The 22,862-nt window shown below is 45.7% G+C and carries 17 protein-coding genes and 1 other RNA gene; 3 read left to right on the forward strand and 15 right to left on the reverse strand.

Annotated elements, in window-relative coordinates; all coding sequences use genetic code 11:
• Positions 1-68: 68 nt before the first annotated feature.
• The 6 genes from ycfP to hinT form a co-directional block, all read right to left on the reverse strand.
• Positions 69-608, reverse strand: coding sequence for an alpha/beta hydrolase YcfP (ycfP, locus tag ITG12_RS06120; RefSeq protein WP_038875913.1), 540 nt, complete (start codon positions 606-608; stop codon positions 69-71).
• Positions 609-687: 79 nt separating this feature from the next.
• The gene (gene thiK, locus ITG12_RS06125) at positions 688-1,566 is read right to left on the reverse strand and encodes a thiamine kinase (RefSeq protein ID WP_248873842.1); all 879 of its coding nucleotides are present in this window, start codon (positions 1,564-1,566) and stop codon (positions 688-690) included.
• Positions 1,567-1,609: 43 nt separating this feature from the next.
• Positions 1,610-2,200 carry a penicillin-binding protein activator LpoB gene (lpoB, locus tag ITG12_RS06130; RefSeq protein WP_038866656.1) on the reverse strand — a complete coding sequence of 197 codons (591 nt, stop codon included), beginning with the start codon at positions 2,198-2,200 and terminating at the stop codon, positions 1,610-1,612.
• 87 nt (positions 2,201-2,287) lie between these two features.
• Positions 2,288-2,680, reverse strand: coding sequence for a YcfL family protein (locus ITG12_RS06135; protein ID WP_248873843.1), 393 nt, complete (start codon positions 2,678-2,680; stop codon positions 2,288-2,290).
• Positions 2,680-4,074, reverse strand: a complete 1,395-nt coding sequence (locus ITG12_RS06140) for a hypothetical protein (RefSeq protein WP_248873844.1) — start codon at positions 4,072-4,074, stop codon at positions 2,680-2,682. Before ITG12_RS06140 ends, ITG12_RS06135 begins: the two co-directional genes overlap by 1 nt.
• A 73-nt stretch (positions 4,075-4,147) precedes the next feature.
• A complete protein-coding gene (gene hinT / locus ITG12_RS06145; RefSeq protein ID WP_038875905.1) occupies positions 4,148-4,498 on the reverse strand; it encodes a purine nucleoside phosphoramidase in 351 nt (116 codons plus the stop codon).
• A 235-nt stretch (positions 4,499-4,733) separates the two neighbouring features.
• Between hinT and ITG12_RS06150 the strand changes: the two genes are divergently transcribed.
• A complete protein-coding gene (locus ITG12_RS06150) occupies positions 4,734-6,725 on the forward strand; it encodes a methyl-accepting chemotaxis protein (protein WP_248873845.1) in 1,992 nt (663 codons plus the stop codon).
• A gap of 165 nt (positions 6,726-6,890) precedes the next feature.
• A complete protein-coding gene (locus ITG12_RS06155; RefSeq protein WP_038866647.1) occupies positions 6,891-8,051 on the forward strand; it encodes a DUF1887 family protein in 1,161 nt (386 codons plus the stop codon).
• A 143-nt stretch (positions 8,052-8,194) separates the two neighbouring features.
• Here the strand turns inward: ITG12_RS06155 and udp are convergent, their stop codons facing one another.
• The 5 genes from udp to ITG12_RS06180 all read right to left on the reverse strand — a co-directional run bounded on the left by udp (position 8,195) and on the right by ITG12_RS06180 (position 15,570).
• Positions 8,195-8,953, reverse strand: a complete 759-nt coding sequence (gene udp / locus ITG12_RS06160) for a uridine phosphorylase (protein WP_038866646.1) — start codon at positions 8,951-8,953, stop codon at positions 8,195-8,197.
• Positions 8,954-9,261: 308 nt separating this feature from the next.
• Positions 9,262-11,571: a zinc/cadmium/mercury/lead-transporting ATPase gene (locus ITG12_RS06165; RefSeq protein ID WP_248873846.1), complete on the reverse strand. Its 2,310-nt coding sequence runs from the start codon at positions 11,569-11,571 to the stop codon at positions 9,262-9,264.
• Between the two features lie 100 nt (positions 11,572-11,671).
• A complete protein-coding gene (locus tag ITG12_RS06170; protein WP_248873847.1) occupies positions 11,672-13,123 on the reverse strand; it encodes an MATE family efflux transporter in 1,452 nt (483 codons plus the stop codon).
• A 63-nt stretch (positions 13,124-13,186) separates the two neighbouring features.
• Positions 13,187-13,606, reverse strand: a complete 420-nt coding sequence (locus ITG12_RS06175) for a CBS domain-containing protein (protein ID WP_038866642.1) — start codon at positions 13,604-13,606, stop codon at positions 13,187-13,189.
• Between the two features lie 344 nt (positions 13,607-13,950).
• Positions 13,951-15,570, reverse strand: coding sequence for an NAD(P)/FAD-dependent oxidoreductase (locus ITG12_RS06180; RefSeq protein ID WP_248873848.1), 1,620 nt, complete (start codon positions 15,568-15,570; stop codon positions 13,951-13,953).
• Positions 15,571-15,802: 232 nt separating this feature from the next.
• Here ITG12_RS06180 and ITG12_RS06185 point away from each other — a divergent pair, with 232 nt between their 5' ends.
• On the forward strand, positions 15,803-16,126 hold the full coding sequence (locus tag ITG12_RS06185; protein ID WP_110416353.1) for a ferredoxin family protein: 324 nt from the start codon (positions 15,803-15,805) through the stop codon (positions 16,124-16,126).
• Between the two features lie 89 nt (positions 16,127-16,215).
• Here ITG12_RS06185 and ITG12_RS06190 read toward each other — a convergent pair whose 3' ends face one another.
• The 4 genes from ITG12_RS06190 to ITG12_RS06205 all read right to left on the reverse strand — a co-directional run bounded on the left by ITG12_RS06190 (position 16,216) and on the right by ITG12_RS06205 (position 22,832).
• Positions 16,216-16,950 (reverse strand): RNA methyltransferase, encoded by a 735-nt coding sequence (locus ITG12_RS06190; protein ID WP_248873849.1) that lies wholly within the window; start codon positions 16,948-16,950, stop codon positions 16,216-16,218.
• Positions 16,951-17,134: 184 nt separating this feature from the next.
• Positions 17,135-19,888 (reverse strand): cation-transporting P-type ATPase, encoded by a 2,754-nt coding sequence (locus ITG12_RS06195; protein WP_248873850.1) that lies wholly within the window; start codon positions 19,886-19,888, stop codon positions 17,135-17,137.
• A 707-nt stretch (positions 19,889-20,595) separates the two neighbouring features.
• Positions 20,596-20,692: signal recognition particle sRNA small type (gene ffs / locus ITG12_RS06200), an RNA gene on the reverse strand.
• Between the two features lie 136 nt (positions 20,693-20,828).
• The gene (locus ITG12_RS06205) at positions 20,829-22,832 is read right to left on the reverse strand and encodes a GGDEF domain-containing protein (RefSeq protein WP_038875866.1); all 2,004 of its coding nucleotides are present in this window, start codon (positions 22,830-22,832) and stop codon (positions 20,829-20,831) included.
• Between the last annotated feature and the right edge of the window lie 30 nt (positions 22,833-22,862).

The raw sequence follows: 22,862 nt of genomic DNA on the forward strand, positions 1-22,862 counted from the left end.
GCAAAAACAAAAACAGCACTTCGAAAAGTGCTGTTTAAACATAGTCAGTTTGTTCGTTTTTATGCAAATTACGCGTTCTTGAATGCCTTCATCGCCTGCAAGTGGTGAGAGATCTTCTTGAATTTATGCGTTTGGGTTTCATCCCAAATGATGTCGTAATGTTTCTCTAATTCCGACTCCGTTTTTCCATTGTCGTGAATCTCATCTTCTTTCGACAAAATCACTAAACAACGCGCTTTGTTCTTAGCACGAAACTCCTCAACACACTTGGTCGCAATGTCTTCGTACTCTTCTGGACGATCAATACGTCCTGCCATTGTCTTCTCAGGATGCAAGTTCGGGTTGAACATCACTTGCTTAATGCCGCAGAGAAAACCGATACGCTCTGACCAATAAGCACCTAAACCAACACCACAGATTAATGGGTTCGAATCGTCAGATTGGTCAATCACCTTAGACACTTCTTTCAGCAGGTGCTGCATATCGTGTTTTGGATGAAGTGTACTGTAGTTGATGAAACGAATGTCATCATCGATGAATTGCAGTTGCAGAACTTTTTCGTGGTTACCTGGGCTTGTACTATCAAAGCCGTGCAAGTAAATAATCATGTGTACCTCTCCCTGTGACTTGCTGGTACTTTCACTTTAAACTACCACTATTTCCTTATGGTTAAAGAGGAAAAAGCCATCAGTTCTCAAAACAGTGATCTTCCATACATAATAAGTCTTTAAACTCGTATGCACTGCTCAAGTATTGTTCATCATCCCATAATTTGTAGGCCAATAAATACCAAAGCATCGCCATCATTCGAGTTCTTGGCATCCACGCTCGCACGCCTTCCAACCATAAAGCGACGTCTTCAATGCCACGAGTTTGGCAATACTGTTCTACACCTTGTTCAATAGGCACGTCGGCGAGTTGCAGAATCAAGGTCAAGTCGAGCCTTGGATCCGCTAAGCCAGCGTACTCCCAATCGATCACTTTCACGCCCTCTTCGCCTCGAACTAAATTGTAACACCCAAGATCAAAATGACACAGCGCTGCAGGGGCTTGCGCCACGCTTGGCTCAGAACGCCACTTTAGATAAAGCGCTTCGTACTCAGTGCCGACGTACTGGCCAGCCAGTTCCAACCAATAATGATCGATGCGCGAAAGATACGAGAACGGTACTAAAGGAACCGCCTTTGCAGGATATTCATGAATCCTAGCAGCAATCGGCAATAGCTCTTCAATATCAATACCTGGCTTCGTCAGCGTTTCACCCGGCACCCATTCCACTAACAAACCTTGCTCATGCACAAAGACAGGCTTTGGTCCTAGGTTGAGAGGCGCAATCGCGTTAAGCACTTGATATTCGTTATGACGAGATATAGCAAAGGCCTTACACACGTTGCTGGTCGGGCGCCAGACGTAAGCAAGGCCTTCTGAGGATTCCAACCGCCAACAGCGATTGGTTAACCCACCAGTGACGGTTTGTACCTTCACTGGTGGAGAAGCAAAGAAGCTATCAAGGGTATTAAGACTAGGGTCTAATTGTTTCGCTTGTTGCCAAGAAAACCACGCCATTAATGACTTCTCCACTCAAGGTCGTAGGACCAAATAGAATCAATTAAAGACCAAATAGGCTCTTCGATTGCTCTTTACGGATTTCAGTTTCATCCGCCCATTCGATCAGACCAGTTTCTAGATCCATCAGACGCATCGTCATTTTGTAATATACGTCTTTGTCGCTACCCGCATCTTTTACGATGCTAGAAAGGTTACCGTAAAGCATGTATTGCGCACCGACCATTTTACCGAACTGAATTGCCGTACTCTGGTTCACTAGCTCATCCGTATTTTGGAAGTTTAGTTGCTCACGAACTGACTCAACACGATCCATGTCCACGAAACGGAACTTACCTGAGTTCAACATCTTAGTAGAAATAGTGTCGGTGATAGACTCCGTATCGATGTGCTCACTTGTTTTGTTCTTGATGCGCTCAACAAATACGATAGGACGTTGGTCACGAGTAATTGCTGCCACTGAACCTGACATCATCATGCTGTCTACCATTTCGCCAGCAATTTTTTGTAGATCCGTCGAGCCGAAATCGATGGTTGTAGTTTCAGTCGCTTGCGCATCACCGTAAGAGACTTTGTTTGAACAACCACCCAAAATGACGGCAAGACCTAAAAGAGCAATAATACTTTTTTTCATGAGAGTTCCTTAGTTTGTGTTTCATCCCAAGGCGTCTCCACCTTGGAAAAGCAGCAAGCTGCCTAAAATTATTTACCCAAAAGTGGGTTAGTTATCTTGTGCTTCGCGAATTTGTACACGGAATTGGGTGCCGTTTGGATTCACTGTCACTTCTGACAGCGTCACTTGTTCAAATCCACGCACGATCATTTTTCGCCATGGACCCGGTTTGGTATTTACCTCAAGACCAGTGTTGTCGTACCAGTAAAAACGGTAAAGGATCTCTTGGTCACCTTTATAGTTACTGCTCAACTGCACAACGCCACGCGGACGGTCATCCACATAAGTCGTGGTAATGTTGTCTACCAACAGGCGACTACCCATGACGTTATCGTGGAAGAATACTTTTTGTGTTTGGCCGTCAATTCGGATACCCGCGGTATTATCAGCGCACCCCGCTAAACCGATGATCATTACCAAGCCAATAAACCATGCTTTCATTACAATCTCCCTAATTGTTTGTGCCATACCGTTGAATGCGTTCCCTGTCGAGAAACCCACACCAACGTGGTTTGCTGTGCTGGCACTTCAAATTGATAAACCTGATCACCAACATTGATACTTTGCTGCCCCGGTTTCACAACTTTAGACGCCGTTTTCACCGTGCCAGGAAGCGTCTGCCAACTTCGGGTATCAGGTTGTTCGGTTAATGTATTCCACACATTGAAAAGAATGTTGCCGACATCGTCACCTTTTGCGGCTTCTTTGCGAATTCGGTCTTTCGCCCAAACACGAATGGCTTGACGGATCACGATGGTCGTTAAACGCTCATGCAAATCATTTTGCGCCATCGCATTCACATCCACTAACGTACTCGAAGGCAGTTTCTTGCCATTCAAAGCCACATCACCGAAACGTTGTGTGCCACGTTTTGGGTAGTAAGGCAGTGCGAGTGAATAAATCGCACCGTCACCTCGGCTGTCATAAATCGGCAAGTCAATACGCCAACCTTGCAGAGCGTCTACCACGCCTTGCTCATCAATCACAATCACACGACCTTGAGCTTTGCTTAAACCTGAAGGAGCTTTACCGTAGCGTTTTTCCAACATGCGTAAGTCCTGACGCATGCCCAGCTTCTTCGCTGCATACATGGTACTTTCAATGACTTGCTTATTATCTGGCATCACAGCGAGCGCGCGACGATAGTCTACGTACGCACTGTTCAAATCTCGTGACGCTTCATAAAGCAAACCAGAAAGATAGAACAAGTAACCGTTTTGTACGGAGCTAAGCTTTTTACCGGCATCCGGATAGTTCGCAAGTACACTACCCAAATTGGCAGACATACCTTGCTTCTTAAGATCCTTCTCTGCCTGCTTTAGTTCCTTTTCACGAGCTTTCTTTGCAGCTTCCTGAACTTGATTGGCTCGGCGCATTTCAACCAAAGCTCCTTCAAGATCATTTTTCTGTAAGTAGTTAAGGCCTAAATACAAATGCAAAAAGCCGAGTTCATAGTCGGCTGGTTGGTATTCATTTAGATTGTCGTTAACGGCTAAAGAACCCACGCTGGTCGCCGTCTCCGTGACAGAAATCGTGGCACGGTCTTGTTGCTTACGTACTGCACGGTCGCTGTCTTCAAGCGAGCTCAAACTGGTTGGGTAATCTGCTGCAAGAAAAGAGATTCGGCCTTGCTCGAAATTACCAAGTATCTCGCCACCTACATCGCTTGATTGAAGTTGCTCAGCTTTCGCGTATTCACCTGCAACCACCGCTTGGTAAACTTCTTTATTTTGGTCACTGTAATGACTGAACAGGTTGCCAGCGGATAAATTCGCACACCCTGTCGCGAGCAAGGTCCAGCTAATTAATCCGAATAGCTTCACACCATGTTTCACATTTATCTCCACAAATGTGTCGTTCGAGGAATAAAGAAGTGGATGACGTTCTTCATCCACTTCCTTCTAAAGATTAGCTCAATACCATAGGACCTAAAGGACGACCACCCACTAGGTGCATATGAATATGATAGACTTCCTGACCGCCATGTGAGTTACAGTTTACGATTAAACGGTAACCGTCTTCTGCAATGCCTTCTTCTTTCGCTAGTTTTTTCGCTACGGTGAACATGCGTCCCATCATTGCTTCATCATCCGCTTCCACATCATTTGTGGTTGGGATTAGCTTGTTTGGAATGATAAGGATGTGGCTTGGCGCACGCGGATTAATGTCGCGAAATGCCGTCACTAGCTCATCTTGGTAAAGGACATCTGCTGGGATTTCTTTGCGAATAATTTTGCTAAAGATGGTTTCTTCCGCCATGGGTACTCCATTTTATAAGGTGTGTAACCTATTTAGTATGCGCTAAGCCAAAAGCGAGCTCAATAAAAAACAGTGTTCACTTAACATTATCAATATAACTCGTGACGTTGAAGCTTTTTTTGTCGTGTGCGTCATAAAACGTGCGTCGCAAACTCAATACAATCCGATGAATTTTGTTACTTTTTTAAGACAATTCTTATTTACGTTGTCTGTTTTTGGGAGAGGAAGCTCACTTATGCGAGGTTCAGTAATTAAACGGATGTATGCAGGCTTCGCGCTGATCATCGTCCTTTTCGCGGTCACGATTGCCATTATGATGGGGGGCATGAATGATATTCACGGCAAATTTGAGACAGTATCTAAATCATCACTTCCACTGGTATCCCTATCCAACCAAACCAGTGTCGAGCTACTTTCTGCGGACAAATCTTTCAAAGACTTCCTGACCACGGAGAATAAACAGCGCATGGATGAAATGCGTCAGGAGTTTGCTAAATCTCAACAACGATTCGAAGGCACATTAGGCCAACTTGAAGTGGCCAGCCAAATCTACCCTTCCCTAGCAGAACCTTTTTCTCAGCTTAAAGAACTTGAGCAGAGCTACTTTACCGAAGCAAAGGAAGCAATGGACAACTACGAAGCGATGTTTGCGGCACAAGAAGAAGTGCAGAAGTCTTCTCGTCGTTTCCAAAAGCTCAACACCGAACTTTCCGTTGGTCTGAAAGAATACGTAGCCGATCAATCAAGCATCTCAGTCAAAGTGATGGCAAAAAGCTATTTCATTAAGCTAAAAGATGCAGAGGTGATCACATCGGACGCATTGGCTAGCTCAAACCCAGAGTTTGTGACTCAAGCCGTTGCGAAAAACCGTAAAGCGGTTACGCACCTGAATTACGCATTTCGTGGATTGGTTACTCAGTTACCTGAGCTTAAAAAAGCCTTTGGTGATTCAGTGGATCAATTTACTCGAGACGTAGGCATGCGTGGTGGTGTATTAGACCAACACAACAACTACTTATCTGCTCGTTCTGCGCTGTACAACAATATCGCAAATCTAGCGACTAAAGTTGATTCAAGCATGTCGATTCTGGAGCAATTTACAACAACAGCGACAGACAAATTGAATGAGTCTCTGACCGATGCAGGTGACATCTATTCTGCTGGTGTAACCAAAGCTATTGTGATCGCAGTGATTGTGGTTCTGTTTGCGACGGCTATCGGCTATCACATTGCACAAAGTGTACGTGAACCATTGACTCGTATCTTGAAGGTATTAGAAAGCTTGACCGAAGGTGACATGACGCAGCGCATCGATAACCGTTACAACAACGAGTTCAGCCACGTGAGTGGTCACATTAATACGTTGGCAGACAGCCTGCACAACATTCTTGTGAAATTAAATGATGCCTCAGATAACCTTGCATCTACCGCATCAACGAATGAACAAACTTCTTCTCAAGCGCAATCTAAATTGAATGCGCAGCGCGAGCAAACCGCGACCGTCGCAACCGCAATGACAGAGATGTCACATTCGGTGCAGGAAGTAGCGCAAAGTGCACAAGGCTCACTTGAAATGGTTCAGCGTGTAGAAACCGCCTCGGACCAAGGTCGAAATGTCATGAACAGCAACATTTCGACGATTAACCAACTTGAAACACGCTTGAACGAATCGGTGTCTGCCGTTTCTGAACTGCAAAAGATGAGTGGTCAAATTGGCTCGATTCTGGATGTGATTCGTAACATTGCCGAGCAGACCAACTTGCTTGCCCTAAATGCCGCAATTGAAGCTGCACGTGCCGGCGAACAAGGTCGTGGTTTTGCGGTCGTCGCAGATGAAGTTCGTGTGCTTGCCTCCAAGACCACACAATCGACAACTGAGATTGAGGCAATGATCAGTAACCTACAATCAAGTTCGCAATCCGCTAACCAAGTCATCCAAAGTTGCATGAGTGACATGGAAATGTCAGTAGAGCAAGCATCGAAAGCCAATAGCTCAATGGAAGAAATCCAAGCGCTTATTATCGAAATCAGCCAAATGAGTACGCATATTTCTCAGGCGGCAGCAGAGCAAAGCGAGACGTCAGCTGACATTGCACGCAATATTGAAGACATCAACAGTATCGCAGATGAAAGCTACCATGCGATGTCGAGCATCGCTCAGACCAGCGAATCTTTAACCCAACTGGCTAATCAGCAAAACGAGTTAGTTCATCGATTTAAACTATAAGAGCAGCATCGACAGTTAACAGATTTTTTGCAACCAACTGTATAAGGGCGACTTTTTATTGAAGTCGCCCTTGTTTTTTATGAGCCTTGTCTACATATGGTTAATATGGCTTGCTCATCCCTTTTCTTTTCTCTTTTCGAGCAAGCCAAATAAGAAGGAAAATCTATGGCTGTTCATGTTGGTATTATCGACCAAGACCCAGTGAGATTGGTCACTCCTCTTTTGGATAATCGCACTGTTAGCACACATATCGTCTTCATCGGCGACAAAAGCCAATCTGATATGTACGAGCGACTGAGTGCCGTGTTGGAGCAGCGAGAAATTACTTCTGAATTTTTTGAAATTCCTTCTGTTGTAAACACTTCTCTTATTAAGCAATCGATCCATAAATTGGCAAAAGACCTCCATGATAGAGGTGAAGAAGTAAAACTGAATGCAAGTTGCGGCCTTCGCCACCGACTGCTTTCTGTGTATGAAGTTTTCCGTACGTACCGCTGGCCAATCTTTGTCGTTGAGCCAAACAGCGACAAACTTTGCTGGCTGTATCCTGATGGTAAAGAAGACACGCAAGTTGAAGACCACATCACCATCTCTGATTACCTGACTATCTTCGGTGCACGCGGTGAATTCCACCACGTCGATCTGCCTCCTCAACTAGACCAAAAACTTTATGAACTGGGTGAGCGTTGGGCTTCCAATGCGCTAGAACTTGGTCCTGGACTGGCGACGCTTAACTATCTTGCGACGACATGTCGTAAAGAACAAAAGTTAGATGTAGAGCTTTCTGAGAAGCAGCAAGGCTACCGTGAATTGAATATGCTTCTGACTGATTTGGTGGAAGCAGAAATTGCAACCTATGAAAATGGGGTTCTCACCTTTATCGATGAAGATGCTCGTCGCTTCTCAAATGGTGAATGGTTAGAAACGTTAGTTCACAGCACTGTGAAGCAAATCCAAGACACAATGCCGACTATTCAAGACCGATCGTTGAACGTTCAGGTTTATCGCAAACTTGGCGAAAGCGAAGTTCGTAACGAGCTTGATGTTGCGACTGTGGTGAACAACAAGTTACACATCATCGAATGTAAAACTAAAGGCATGCGTGATGATGGCGATGATACCTTGTACAAATTGGAGTCATTGCGCGACCTTCTAGGTGGTCTGCAAGCGCGAGCAATGTTAGTTAGCTTCCGCCCACTGCGTCATAACGATATCACTCGTGCAGAGGACTTAGGGTTGGCGCTTATTGGCCCTGATGAGCTGAAAGATCTGAAAACACATCTAAGTGCATGGTTTGAAGCCGCTGGTGGTTCTGACGAAATCTAATCATCTGTACTCAAATAAAAAAGCAGCGTTCTCGCTGCTTTTTTATTGCGTGTCACCCGCAAAATACCATTCTATAGATAGAAAAAACCAGAGGCGAACCTCTGGTTTTTCCCGTTTGTTTAAATGCCAACTAACCGTTGTGCTTAAAGCATCTTACGCGCTGCTTCTACTACAACTTTAATTGAGCGAGCTTCCGTTTCTTTCAGCGTTGCATGATCTGGAATCTCTTTTTGTGTACGGTTGATGATAACACCCGCCACACAACCTGCTTTCAAGCCAGAGCTTGCACACATGGTTAGCAGTGTTGCTGACTCCATTTCGAAGTTCAGAACGCCCATGTCTTGCCACTCTTGCATAGAACCTTGGAAACGCTTAACAACACGGCCAGAGAATGTGTCGTAACGCTCTTGACCAGGGTAGAAAGTGTCACTTGAAGCAGTCACGCCCATATGAACGGTTGCACCAGACTCTTCAACAGCCGCTTTCATTGCTGTTGCGATTTCGAAGTCTGCTACTGCTGGGAACTCCATTGGAGCAAAGTGTAGGCTCGCGCCGTCTAGACGAACAGAACCTGTCGTAACGATCATATCACCTACGTTTACGTGTGGCTGGATTGCACCAGTAGTACCAACACGTAGGAAAGTGCGAACGCCAAGTTGCGCTAGTTCTTCTACTGCGATAGACGTAGATGGACCGCCGATACCTGTAGAACAAACCACAACAGGTTTACCGTCTAGCTCTGCACGGTATAGCGTGTATTCACGGTGACTTGCTAGAAATACTGGGTTTTCCATTTCTTCTGCGATTTTTTGTACGCGTGCAGGATCGCCTGGAATGATTGCTAGAGTCGCACCATTAAGATCCGCTTCAGTAACACCTAAATGGAATACAGCTTGAGACATAAGTCGCTCCTTGTTGTGGCTTATTTTGTAAGCAATAAGCTCATTAGTAAGTTGTTGGGTACAGATGCACTGTAGCGAACCTTTTACCAACATAGAGTGATCATAATCACAATGAAACAATGTAATAAACTTACACTTTCAAATAAAAACGGTTTTGATCACACTTTGAAAGCCATAAAGCTATTGTGTTGCATAATAAACAGTGACTCTTCAATCAAATCATTCAGGAAAATGATTTCAATCATACGATTACAAAAGCCCGAGGCGAATCCACCTCGGGCTAATAATTAATCGATTAGATCGTGAAATTACTTTACTTGTTTGGACTCGAATCGAAGCAATCTCAAAGCATTTAGAGTCACCAAGGCCGTAGCACCACTGTCAGCAAGTACCGCAACCCATAGGCCTGTAATACCTAACAAACTAGTCACTAAGAACACCCCTTTTAAACCCAAAGCCAAAGTAACGTTCTGACGAATGTTATTTAATGTTGCGCGTGATAGCTCAATCATGGCTGGCAGTTCCACCAAGCGGTTGTGAGTCAGCGCAGCATCTGCAGTCTCTAAGGCAACGTCTGTACCGCCTCCCATGGCAATACCAATGCTGGATGCTTTCATTGCTGGGGCATCATTAATACCGTCACCAACCATTGCAACCGTGTGCTGCGCAGAAATTTCTTCGACATAATGGACTTTGTCGGCAGGCAGTAAACTCGCCTTGTAATCGAGACCAATTTGGTTCGCAATCGCTTCAGCACTGCGTGGGTTATCACCGGTTAGCATCACAGATGAAATACCCAGTTGTTTCAAAGCCGCAACCGCTTGCTGAGCATCTTGACGTAACGTATCTTGCCACGCAATCAGACCAATAACTTGAGAGTCATGGCGAGCAACAACCACTGTTTTACCCTGCCCTTCAAGCTCAAGTACACGATCTTCGACTTCTTTATTCAACTTGAATTCGGCTTTAGAAGGTGCAATCACTTGAACCACTTTGCCATCGACTAAGCCAGTCACACCAGAACCTACCTGCGCAGTTTTGTCTGTGGCTTCCGGAATCATCACGCCTTGGTCTTGAGCTTTGTTCACCAGTGAAATCGCTAGCGGATGGCTTGAACCGATTTCAATCGATGCTGTTAGGCTCAATAGCTGCTCATCAGTCACACCTATCGCAACCACATCGGTCACTTGAGGTTTACCTTGTGTCAATGTACCTGTTTTGTCGAACGCAACGGACTCAACACGTCCCAACAGTTCCAATGCTGCACCACCTTTGATGAGGGCGCCTCGTTTTGCTGCCGCTGCTAAACCAGAAGTAATCGCCGCAGGTGTCGAGATAACTAACGCACATGGACAAGCAATCAATAGTAACGCTAAGCCTCGGTATACCCATGTTTCCCAAGGCTGAGCAAACAGCAATGGTGGTGTGATAATGACAAGTAGCGACACCAACATCATCAAAGGAGTGTACCAACGGCTGAACTTATCTAAGAAGCGTTCTAGTGGAGCTTTGCGTGATTCCGCTTCTTCGATCAAATGAAGAATTCGGTCAATCGCGTTTTCACCTTGGCGAGACGTCACTTGAATTTGCACGACTTTGTCGACAACCACAGCGCCAGCCATGATTTTCCCACCTTCAATGTGTTCAACAGGCAGCGATTCACCGGTAAGAGCACTTTCATCAAAGCTTGCGGCTTGATTGATAAGAACACCGTCAGCAGGCATACGACCACCAGGTGCCACTTCAATCACGTCACCCGGCTGAAGCTGAGAAGCAGGGACTTCTTTACGCTCTCCGTTCACAATCAAAGTCGTGTTTTCTGGCACCAAATCCATCAGAGCCTGAACACCGCTACGAGCACGGGAGGATGCATATGCTTCTAACTTTTCACCAATAAGGAAAAGCAATAGCACCATCGCAGCTTCTGCGGTTTCACCAAGATACAGCGCACCTAAAGCCGCCACACTCATGAGCGTCTCGATAGCAAAGGGCGTACCACTGCGTGCGAGTTTGAAAGCTTTCATTGCCACTGGGTATAGACCCAACAAACAGGTCAAGGTAAACAACCACGTGCTCAGCATCGGATTAACGTCCGAAATAAGACCGGCAAATGCCATCGCACCTGCAATAGAAAGTATCTGAGCATTGTCTTTGATGATACCTAACCAACCCTTCTTCTCAGCTTTTGGCTTTGGAGCATCGGTCGAAGACAGTGGGAATCCTGTTTGTTGTGAGATTTGTTCAATCACAGGCGCAAGAGCGCGATTGTCAAAATCAACCACCAGCTTTTCCGTCGCAAACAAGACTTTGGCCTTGAGTACACCGTCTATAGAAGAAACGGCTTTTTCAAGCTTTTGGGCACAGGCAGGGCAATCCATGCCAGACACCAACCAGCTATGGCGAATGGAGGTTTCTATGGGTTCGGCAGGGCCTTCTTCATCAGCAGGGTCATTACTACAACCACCACTGCTGCTGCAACATGACTCTTCTGAAGCCATAACACTGGCTTGAGTGATATTTAAGGTTGGTTTTGTTGGTGCGGAACAAGACTCCGTAGCACCTATTGCCACCGCAGATTTGATTTTGCCTGATTGGCAACCTTGATGTTTATTACACATAATTCACTTTCCTTATTGGTGATAAGTCTTTATCTACCGTAAAGAATAAACCTTGGAGCTTACTCCAAGGTCAAGAGTGTTTATGTGAAATTATTAAAATTTACGCTTTTTCTTCTTCTAAGGTGGCGACGACTTCATCGATCAAAACCGCATCGTGAGAACAGAAAGGCTGAGTATTTACGCACGTTATCGCAGGGTCGTCTTCCACCAAGTCTTCGCCAAAGTTTTGCATCAGATCTTTAATGTGTTTATTTAGCACAACCAATGCCAGCAAGCCGAACACGATGGTACCGACCGCTTGTCCATAGAGCACACCAAGCGCGCCATACCATTGCGCCCCAAAGTACACAAAAGGTAAGGTACCAATCGTCGCTTTACCTAAATTCAATGCTGTCGAGTAAAGTGGCTTACCAAGGTTGTTAAACGAGGTATTTGCCACAAACAGAGTGCCATTGAACACAAAGCTGATTGCCACATAAGTGCAGAAGGCCACTACAATGATTGCAGCATCACCAGTAAGGCTAAACATCGCAACAATGTAGTCTTGCAATAGATACAGTACAACGCACACCGAAAGTGTATAAATCGTGGTGACTAACAACGAGTCCGTCAGCGTTTTTTTCACGCGATCCATTCGCTCTGCACCAAAGTTTTGTCCAATAATCGGCCCTACCGCACCTGATAAAGCAAAAATCACAGCAAAACAGACTGGCGTCAAACGTCCAATAACGGCAAAACCAGCCACAAAGTCTTCCCCAAAATGCGCAATGTGCGTCGTTACAATAGCGTTCCCAATAGGGGTTGCGGTATTAGTAATGATAGCGGGCACAGCAATGGCTAGAATTGGCTTAAGGTTGTTTTTGAGGATGCTGTAATCCGGGAATGAAACCAGCTTGTGCACTTTCACTAATGGATAGAGCGAGAAAGCCAATACGGTAAATCGAGCAATAACCGACGCAGCTGCAGCCCCTTCAACATTCCATTTGAAGACAAAAATAAACAGAGGATCAAGAATAGCGTTAACAATGCCTCCCGCTAAGGTGGCCCACATGGAACGTTTAGCATCTCCCGCCGCACGCAAACCTGCGCCTGCTGACATGCCTAAGGCGAGAATAGGAGCACTTGGAAGTAGAATATTAAGGTAAGCTTCGGCTCTTTCAGCGGCAACGCCCTCTGCACCAATCGCAGCCAAGAGCTCGGGAATGTGCATGTACATGCCAATAGTGATAACCAAGCTGATCATAAAGGCTGTGAGCATGATACTGCCGCTCATCAACCTCGCTCGGTCAAAGTCCTTTGCACCAATAGACTTGGAGACCAGTGCTCCCATCGCGATTGACGTGCCAATCGAAGCTGACGTTGAGAAAAAGATCAATGTCCCAGCAAAACCAACGGCAGCCGCTAATTCAACTTGCCCCAACATACTGATAAACAACATATCGAGTAAATCGACGACGAACAACGCCATCAAACCAACTGAACCTGCGCCAGACATCACTAAGATGTGGCGCATGGTAGAACCTTGGACAAACTTCGCGTCTTGCGTGGACATATTCTTCCTCAACGACAAAAAGACGCCGAGGCGTCTTTTGTCTGAACTTTTATTATTTTGGCTTTAAACAGGATGTTTGAAACATTCGTTTAGCGTCTTCCCGATAGCCCTCAATACATCACGGCGAGTAATTACACCGACAAGCTTATCTTTATCATCCACCACTGGGTACATTTTCGGTTTCCCCACCTTCATCATATCTGCTAGTTCGATGATGGACATTTCTGGTGACACAGACAGTGCATCTTCGTGCATGCACTCTTCTACTGTGTGGGTATCCTGACAGTGGTAACTGGCTTTAACGAGTTTGTCTAAAAGGTCTTGTTCAGAAAGGAATCCAATGACTTTCTCGTTTTCGTCGATAACGGGACCACCTAGAGTAACACTTTGCATCACCTTATCCAAAGCCGCTGTGAGCGACATGTTTTTGGTGAAAGTCACCGCTTGCAACGTCATGTAATCTTTTACTTTTAGTGAGTGCATTCTTATCTCCTTAGCGGCACATTTTTGCTGCCTTTAAGATAAGTGTCGTCTAATTTCTTGATTTTACTAAATGGAAAATGGCAATTTTATTTATAGGCGTTGTCTATTAATCACAGTCACAATAGATTCATAAGATAGAGCAATGAAAGATCAGTTGCATATTTATGTTGTACGCCACCCGCACGGAAAGATCTGACAGAATGCGATGAAATAAGGAACAAACTGGAAACAAACAGGCTTAAAATCGGAAAAGAAAAAGGGGTTAGGTTAATTAGCTATGCATCACGCACAAAAAAGCCAGCCTCAAATTGGGCTGGCTTTCGACAAATTATTATCTGCTGAAATTATGCATTTTGCATTGTTTCAACGATATCACGAGCAACCGCTTCGGCGACTTTAATGCCATCAATACCCGCAGAAAGAATACCACCCGCGTAACCTGCACCTTCGCCCGCTGGGAAGAAACCTTTCAGATTAATACTTTGGAAGTCTTTACCACGCTTGATGCAAACTGGAGAAGACGTACGCGTCTCAACACCAGTCAGTAGGCCGTCTTCAGAAGCAAAGCCTTTGATCTTACGATCGAATGCTGGAATCGCTTCACGAATCGCTTCGATTGCAAACGGTGGAAGCGCCTTAGAAAGATCTGTCAGTTTGATGCCAGGTGTAAACGATGGTTCAACATCACCCAATGCACTTGGATCGCGACCTTTCAGGAAGTCACCAATTTTCTGTGCTGGTGCGTCGTAGTTCTCACCGCCGAGTGTGTAAGCGCCCGATTCTAGTTCACGTTGGAAACGGATACCCGCCAGAGGATCACCCGGGTAGTCAACTTCTGGAGAAATGCCCACTACGATTGCGCTGTTCGCGTTACGCTCTGCACGTGAATATTGGCTCATACCGTTTGTTACTACACGACCTTCTTCAGAAGTCGCAGCAACAACAGTACCGCCAGGACACATACAGAAGCTATAAACCGTACGACCATTCTTACAATGGTGAACCAGTTTATAGTCCGCTGCCCCAAGAATTGGGTGACCTGCACTTGGACCAAAACGCGCTTCGTCGATCATCGCTTGTTTATGTTCAATACGGAAACCAACAGAGAATGGCTTCGCTTCCATGTAAACGCCACGGTCATGCAGCATTTCGAAAGTATCACGAGCACTGTGACCAACTGCCAGAACAACGTGACGAGATTTGATCTCCTCACCGTTTGATAGCGTTACGCCTGTGATTTGACCATCTTCCATATGTAGATCGTCAACACGAGTGCTAAAGTGGATCTCACCACCTAGTTCGATGATTTTCGCGCGCATCTTCTCGATCATGGTAACCAGTTTAAAGGTACCGATGTGCGGCTTACTTACGTATAGAATTTCTTCTGGTGCGCCAGCTGCAACAAACTCAGTGATCACTTTACGACCGTAGAAATTTGGATCTTTCACTTGGCTGTAAAGCTTACCATCAGAGAAAGTACCTGCGCCGCCCTCACCAAACTGTACGTTTGATTCTGGGTTTAGTGTGCGTTTACGCCAAAAGCCGAACGTGTCTTTAGTACGCTCACGCACTTCTTTACCACGCTCAACGATGATTGGGTTAAAACCCATTTGAGCCAAAACCAAACCCGCAAACAGACCACAAGGACCAAAACCGATCACCACTGGGCGTTCTGTTAGGTTCTCTGGTGCTTTCGCAACAAATTTGTATTCCATATCTGGTGTTTGGCGAACGTGCGGATCTTTTTCGAATTTCGCTAGCAACGCTTCTTCATCACCTTCAACGATGATGTCTAGCGTGTAGATAAGATGAATATTGGTTTTCTTACGAGCATCGTAGCCGCGTCTAAAGACATTAAAAGAGATAACTTTCTCAGCAGCAATGCCAAGCTTTTTAGTAATCGCGTCCAATAGCGCGTCTTCCTCATGATCAAGAGGAAGTTTAATTTCATTAATACGAATCATGTGATGTCTCGTTATGGTAGGTGTCTTAGCCAGAACTGCTATTTTCTCCTCGTTAATATCGAGGGTGAAAAAGCAGTCAGCTCACAATGGCGCGCATTTTACGAGAAATTGATTTGTCTGTCATACTAAATCCAAGTTGCGCGGCGGAATTAACGTAGCGAATGTTGAATTTTGCCTTGGGATGAGTATTATCCCCATTCTTCAATTTTGACTAACTTAAGAGCTGATTATCATGGCGTTTGTCGTAACCGATAACTGTATCCAATGTAAATACACTGACTGTGTCGCGGTATGCCCTGCTGATGCCTTCCACGAAGGCCCAAACTTTATGGTAATCAACCCGATTGAGTGCATCGACTGTGGCTTGTGCGTGGACGAATGTGCCGCAGCCGCCATCTTCCAAGAAGACGAGCTGCCAGAAGATCAAGTGATCTACAAAGAGCTCAACGCAGAACTTGCAGAAATCTGGCCGGTACAAACTGAAGTGAAGCCAGCAATGGATGAAGCGGAAAAGTGGAACTGCGTGCCAAACAAGTTGGACATGCTAGAAAAATAATCGCATTAAAACAAAAAAGCGTAATGAACCTCAACTTGAAAAAGTCTGGCTCGTTACGCTTTTTTTGTATCTATGATTCGTTGAGGCGATTAGCTGTTTTGACGACGCATGTTGTCCAGAATAATACCTGTCGCCATTGCCACGTTTAGAGACTCTGCACCGCCAAACGCTGGAATGGTAACCTTGTCGGTCACAAACTTCGATGCCGCTTCACGTACACCGTGAGATTCACTGCCCATCAACAAAATGCATTCTGCTGAGAATTCCGTCTTGTGCACACTCTCGCCCTCAAGGAAAGCGCCATACACTGGCAAGTTTGCATCTTCTAGGTAGCTTGGTAAATCCACTAGGCTCACTTGCACGCGACCAAAGCTGCCCATGGTTGCACTGATGGTTTTTGGATTGTATGGGTCGGCACAATCTGTGCTCGCGATGATGTGCTTGATACCGTACCAATCCGCTACGCGAATGATCGTACCTAGGTTGCCTGGATCAGAAACGCCATCCAATGCGATCATCAAGCCTTTTGCCTGAGGCACTGTTACGTTTGGAATTTCAACCACAGCAATGGCTGCATTGTTGCTCACCAGCGTACTTGCTTTAGTTAAGTCATCTAGTGACGCTTCAATACACTCGAAGCCATTTAGTTCTTGGTTGTGCTGCTCTAGAAACTCAGCAGTCGCAAAAATCTGCTTTACCATGAGTGAGCTGTTCGCCAATTCCAGTACGTTCTTTTCACCTTGAACCAGAAATAAGCCGTGCGCTTTACGCTGCTTCTTTTGACCTAAAGCACGCAGCAGTTTTAGTTGGTTTTTTGAAATCATGAAAATATCCCAGATGAAAGTTGGTGAAGTACCAGATGAAAACGGGGGGGATTATAGAGTAAACCTTCGCACAGCTAAAGAGATGCCTTGCTTGAGAGAAAAGAAAAGCCCGCCAAGCTATCACTCTCGGCGGGCTTTAGGCATCTGTCGCTTCCCTATGCTGAAAGAATCGACATCTCCATTCTTAAACGACTTTGGTTTTCGTCATCTCTTTAATGCCAGACAAAATGAATGTCGGCAGCGAAGACACAAGAATCACACCAAATAGGTGACCAGCACTTAGTGCCTCTGTGTTAAAGATCAGCTGACCAAGACCGGTGTAAATCACACCAAGGGACAGCGTTGCCGATAATGCTACTGCGCCCAAGAGGTATTTGTTGGTGAACGGGTTCTTGCGGTATAGCGAACTAAAACTGCGCGAATCGAACAAGTGCCATAGCTGAGCAAAAATCAGCATTGCGAACGCCATCGTTTGTGCATACTGCGCGCTTTGACCGCTGCTCAGTGCCCAGTTGAACGCCAAGTAGCTCATGCCGCCTAATGCCAAACCACGCGTCACAATACGAGTACCCAGATGGTCGCTGAAGAAGCTTTCGTTCCGCTTACGCGGCTTACGCTCCATCAGATCTTTCTCTTCAGGTTCTACACCCAATGCCAGCGCTGGCAGACCATCTGAGACTAGGTTGATCCATAGAATCATTAGCGGCGTAAGTGGCAGAATCGCCTCTGGGCCCATCATCAAGAAAGCAAACAAGATAACCGATACTTCACCCACGTTTGCCGTCAGGGCTTGGCGAATAAACTTACGCAAGTTATCGAAGATCTGACGACCTTGGCGCACGGCTTTAACGATCGTGCTGAAGTTGTCATCCAGTAGAATCAAATCGCCCGAATCTTTCGCTACCGATGTACCGGTGATACCCATTGCAACACCGATGTCCGCACGACGAAGAGCTGGCGCATCGTTCACGCCGTCACCTGTCATCGCTGCCACTTCATTATTGTGTTGCTGAGCTTGAACAATGCGCAGTTTGTGTTCTGGTGTTACACGAGCAAAGACGGCAACTTCAGGACAGATTTTACGTAGCGCTTCATCATCCATCTCATCCAGTTGTGCGCCCGTAATGACCAAGTCTTTTTCACTGCGGATAATGCCGATTTCACGTGCAATTGCCGCTGCAGTAAGTGCGTGGTCACCGGTGATCATCACCGTGCGAACGCCTGCGTTATAACAGCTTTCTACTGCGTCGCGAACTTCTGGACGTGGAGGGTCCATGATTCCGTACAAACCAAGTACGGTCACATCTTTCTCTAGCTCAGCAGGATCACGCTTGAGATCATCTTCAGTCAGCTCTTTATAACCTACTGCCAAAGTGCGAAGCGCTTGCTCTGCAAAGTCCTGAATTGCCGCTTCGTAGTTCGCAATCACCTCTTCTGCTGGGCTTGCCGCTAACGCAAGGTTACCTGTCGACATGGTTGGAGCTGTTGGTAGCTCACCACCATCAACCATAAAACCAGAGGCATTGCGTAACACCACATCTGGCGCACCTTTAATAGCAAGGAAGTGCTTACCATCCGGACCTTTAACAATCACTGACGCCATCTTACGTGCAGAATCAAACGGGAACTTCTCTACGATAGAGTAACCGCCTGTCGATAGCATGTCTGATTGCTCCAGACCCGCTTTTGCCGCTGCAACAATCAATGCGCCTTCGGTTGGGTTACCACGCACAGACGAGTTATCACCATTTTTGATGTACTCCGCATCATTACACAGGGTCGCAACCACTAAGCCTTTCATCATCTCTGGGCTTTGCTTTGCATCAACCGTGTGGCCTAGAGGTTTGAATTCACCTTCAGGGCTAAAGCCTTTGCCTGACACTTCCCAGTAACGACCACTTGCGTCGTACGCTTTCATTACCTGCATTTGGTTTTGTGTCAGCGTACCGGTTTTATCTGAACAGATAACCGTGGTTGAACCCAGCGTCTCAATTGCAGAAAGCTGCTTCGCCAATGCGTTGTTCTTCACCATGCGCGTTGAGCCCATCGTCAACACAATTGAGATAACTGTTGGCAGACCTTCTGGAATCGCAGCTACCGACAGCGAAATACCCGTATTCAAGATCTCCAGCCAAGGCATACCGTGGTAAAGACCGATACCACAAACCACAGCCACCACACCCAAAGCCGCAACCATCAAGGTTTTTGCGATGGTATCCATACGCTCTTGCATTGGTGTTTTGGTTTCTTCAGTGTTTGCCATCATGTCCGCGATGTGGCCAACTTCGGTCTTCATGCCTGTGCTGACAACCACACCCAAGCCTGTACCAGTGGTCACAATCGTGGTCATAAAGCCCATATTACGCTGATCACCAAGGCCGACGGTTTCGTCTTCAATCACCTTAACGATTTTATCAACCGGCTCAGACTCACCAGTAAGCGCGGCTTCATCTACCGCAAGACGGTTTGCTTCAATGATGCGCACGTCCGCAGCAAGGATATCGCCCGTATTAATCTTTAGAATGTCACCCGGCACAATGTCACGTGCCAACACATCAATCCATTCGCCATTACGACGAACTTGTGCCGTTGGGGCTGCCATTTCGCGCAGCGCTTCCATGCCCTTCTGAGCTTTAAACTCTTGCCAAAATGCGATGATGGCATTGATGAAGATGATCACAGTGATGGCAATCGCATCCACAAGGTGACCAGTAAAGAAGGAAACAATCGCACCAATACCCAGAATGAAGATCAATGGGTTCTTAAATTGGTGTAGGAATAGCTCAAGGGCAGATTTGCCTTCTTGCTCTTGTAGCTCGTTTTTGCCGTGTTCAGCCTGACGCTGCTCTACTTCTTCCGAAGTCAAACCTTGCTCAGTTGATACATTTAATTGAGTCAGTGTTTCTTCAACCGACTCAGTAAACCACTTTTTAGTCATGGGGGTCTCCAAAAAGCATTCAAGCGACATCAGTACAATTTCAAACTGATAAAAAGCATTCGCTGAATAGAATTGAGTTAAATCGCCTCGCTAGTCACCGTTGCACCGTTTATTTTCATTTTGAATATTTATCAAGAATCTATTCAGTGTTATGCCAGCGAGTAAAAATAACCTACCCGAACCGATGAATACTTGTAATTAACTTTCAGATAGCCAGACAGCGAATGCGGGCGAATCTTTGACCCCAATCAATCTCAATTTTATTTTGTCATACAAAAGATCAATTAAGTGTAAATGAACATGAATAAGACCCCGATTAGACTGAAAAAACACTTCATTTTTCCCGAAAAGTGTAATTTTTCTACACGATGGTTTTATTAAGAGTGGCTAACAAGCGTGACAAAAATGCAAACTATCCGAAAAGATTTGCAAGGGGAGATAGAAAAATTGCTAATAAAGAATGACCAAATTTAGCTAGTCGAAATACATCCCGTTCGAACCATGCAATCAGCATATTTATTCACTCCAAAACAAAAGAGAAATCACAAGAGACACGGCTGAATACTGCATACAAATTTGGTTATGAGTAATGAGAAGCCACCAGCCAGACGAATAGCCAGTTGGGAGGAAGGGAAAAGGTTTGAGAGAGTATTTTACAGAGCAGAAACGAAAAAGCCTCGCTGTATAAGCGAGGCTTTTAAAGGGTGGGACCCCAGCCACATCCCGGCACACAAGTCACCCGCTGCGGCTGCTTCCTTCCGGACCTGACCGAGTTCACGAGCTATTGTTGCGAGAGGACCAGGGCCCCATAATTCTGTTTTGAGAGCGTGTCTCAAATGATGTGAGGATTATTCAGTATCGCCTCTCAGATTGCAAGGGCTAAAGCGACGAATTTAACCATTTCACTTCTGTTTGCACAAAACTCGGTCAATTCAGCCTATTAGGTCCCCGCCGGACAGGAATTTCCGTCACAACAATCACGCGACGCCTGCTTACTGGAGTACATGTTCTCATCAGCCAAATGCATGGCTTGCTCCAAACTCACGCTACGCTCACGTTTAGCTGAAACCCCGACAGAGATAGTCACTTCACTCAGTCCATTTAAAGCTTCATCTTTGACATCCAACTGACTGAGCTCCTCCATTGCTCTTTGCAATTGAACTTCGGTTGGGTATCCGAGCAAAATAAATTCATCCCCTCCGATTCGGTAGCTCCTACCCGCCCATACTCGATGTACTTTGAGAGACAGCAATTGCAGTACGCGATCACCAGCTCGGTGTCCGTAGGTATCGTTGATTTGCTTAAACTGATTAATGTCCAAATAAAGAATCGCTAAGTCTTTTGGTACTCCTTGGCGGTACTTCACATGCAGAGCGCGACGATTTCTCAATCCGGTTAAGTTATCGGTATTAGACTGACGATATAAATACAATGTCACCCCAAGTACAAACACCAACACAAAGATAAACACTGCTTGAGTTTGCGTGGCCAAACGTACTTCATATTCCAATGCAGTTCGCCAATCTGGCCTTAAATCGTATTGCGCGACAATTTTCTCAAGATCGAGCATAGAAATCGCGCGACTGAAATACGGCGCAAGAATTGCTCCGCGCTCGTTCGCCGCCAGCCCAACCGACAGCTCTGATTGGTAGAATTCACCAATCGCATCATCTTGCTCAATGGGGATAAGTTCGCTCAAGCGTAAGAAGTGGTTGAGCATCGCGGTATCCATTGCGATGTAATCAATCTCTCTTGCTAGCAGTGCTTCGAGCATCGCTTGCTGTGAATCAAAACGATTAAGCTCTTTTAACGGCAGCATTTGCGTCAAAATTTGATCGAAGAAATCGTCTTTCACTACGCCAATACGTTCGGAGATCAACTGAGAGACATGAGAATAAACGTTGGGTTTGTAGCCAAGACGCTTAACCATCACGGACGTCGGAGAGTAATGAGGCTGAGGAAAATAACTGAATGCTCGTCTTTCTCGACTGATCGTCAATGGAGCAAGCATATCAAACTCCCCCCGAATAAATTGATGATACATGGATTCCCAACTTTCACTTGGTTGACCAACAATCACGCAATTTAGATCCAGAATATCGCAGCTCTTAAGCACAACATCTGCCGTCATACCCTCTACCGAGCCATCCTCGTTATAGACAACGTAGGGAAAAATAGACTCCAGTTTGATCCTAAACGGCTCATTTAAATCGATAGGAAGCTGTTTTAACGACTCTCGTAACGCGGTCTGACGCAATTCAAATTGGTACAGTGCTACTTGCTCTCGTAATAGCTTTTGCACCGATTCGCTATGAATGAAATCAGCAAAGCGATCAAGCTCGTCCAGATGGGTGCCTTTCGCACTTACGATTGATACCGGCTTTATTGATATGAGATCGTTGAGCAATTTGGCATCAAAGCCTTCAAGCAGCATAGGCTTGAGTTGGTTGATGGCATCAACAACGCCATCAACTCGATTTGCTCGTAGCAGCGTCAACGCTTCTTCATACCCTTGATAGGGAACCTGAATGACTTCGGGATAGTTTTGTTTGATCAGGTCTTGATAAATAGTGTCTTGGGGAACACCAACAACAGCGGTGTCTTTTAAACTAGTATCACTCACCCCATAGAGGTAAGTGTATTCAATATTGGTCGGACGCGAATAGCTAAACCGCGCTGCTCTCTCATCGGTGTAGGTAATGTTGGCGGCGAAATCACTTTCACCAGTCGCTACCGAATCAAGAATGGCATCGAAACTGGAGTAGTTTACGTATTGGATCGAGACATCAAAGTTTTCTGCTACTGCATCAAACAGGACTCGAGTAACGACATCATCCGCTTCTGTCGCAACTTTATAATAAGAGGGTGTTACGGGCTCTGCTTTGAGACTCAGGCTCAGTAAAAAACAAGCAAAAACCAACAGCCTTTGAACAACTTTAACCATGACTAACGTTTCTAAAATGCCTCTATATCC

Source organism: Vibrio sp. ED002 (assembly GCF_023277445.1).
GTDB lineage: Bacteria > Pseudomonadota > Gammaproteobacteria > Enterobacterales > Vibrionaceae > Vibrio > Vibrio jasicida.

Bases quoted from the DNA above. Each gene is read 5' to 3' on its own strand.
- ITG12_RS06205 (WP_038875866.1), bottom strand. From the start codon at position 22,832: ATGGTTAAAGTTGTTCAAAGGCTGTTGGTTTTTGCTTGTTTTTTACTG.
- ITG12_RS06195 (WP_248873850.1), bottom strand. From the start codon at position 19,888: ATGACTAAAAAGTGGTTTACTGAGTCGGTTGAAGAAACACTGACTCAA.
- ITG12_RS06135 (WP_248873843.1), bottom strand. From the start codon at position 2,680: ATGAAAGCATGGTTTATTGGCTTGGTAATGATCATCGGTTTAGCGGGG.
- ITG12_RS06170 (WP_248873847.1), bottom strand. From the start codon at position 13,123: ATGTCCACGCAAGACGCGAAGTTTGTCCAAGGTTCTACCATGCGCCAC.
- lpoB (WP_038866656.1), bottom strand. From the start codon at position 2,200: ATGAAAAAAAGTATTATTGCTCTTTTAGGTCTTGCCGTCATTTTGGGT.
- udp (WP_038866646.1), bottom strand. From the start codon at position 8,953: ATGTCTCAAGCTGTATTCCATTTAGGTGTTACTGAAGCGGATCTTAAT.
- ITG12_RS06150 (WP_248873845.1), top strand. From the start codon at position 4,734: ATGCGAGGTTCAGTAATTAAACGGATGTATGCAGGCTTCGCGCTGATC.
- ITG12_RS06190 (WP_248873849.1), bottom strand. From the start codon at position 16,950: ATGATTTCAAAAAACCAACTAAAACTGCTGCGTGCTTTAGGTCAAAAG.
- ITG12_RS06180 (WP_248873848.1), bottom strand. From the start codon at position 15,570: ATGATTCGTATTAATGAAATTAAACTTCCTCTTGATCATGAGGAAGAC.
- thiK (WP_248873842.1), bottom strand. From the start codon at position 1,566: ATGGCGTGGTTTTCTTGGCAACAAGCGAAACAATTAGACCCTAGTCTT.
- ycfP (WP_038875913.1), bottom strand. From the start codon at position 608: ATGATTATTTACTTGCACGGCTTTGATAGTACAAGCCCAGGTAACCAC.
- ITG12_RS06155 (WP_038866647.1), top strand. From the start codon at position 6,891: ATGGCTGTTCATGTTGGTATTATCGACCAAGACCCAGTGAGATTGGTC.
- ITG12_RS06185 (WP_110416353.1), top strand. From the start codon at position 15,803: ATGGCGTTTGTCGTAACCGATAACTGTATCCAATGTAAATACACTGAC.
- ITG12_RS06175 (WP_038866642.1), bottom strand. From the start codon at position 13,606: ATGCACTCACTAAAAGTAAAAGATTACATGACGTTGCAAGCGGTGACT.
- ITG12_RS06165 (WP_248873846.1), bottom strand. From the start codon at position 11,571: ATGTGTAATAAACATCAAGGTTGCCAATCAGGCAAAATCAAATCTGCG.
- hinT (WP_038875905.1), bottom strand. From the start codon at position 4,498: ATGGCGGAAGAAACCATCTTTAGCAAAATTATTCGCAAAGAAATCCCA.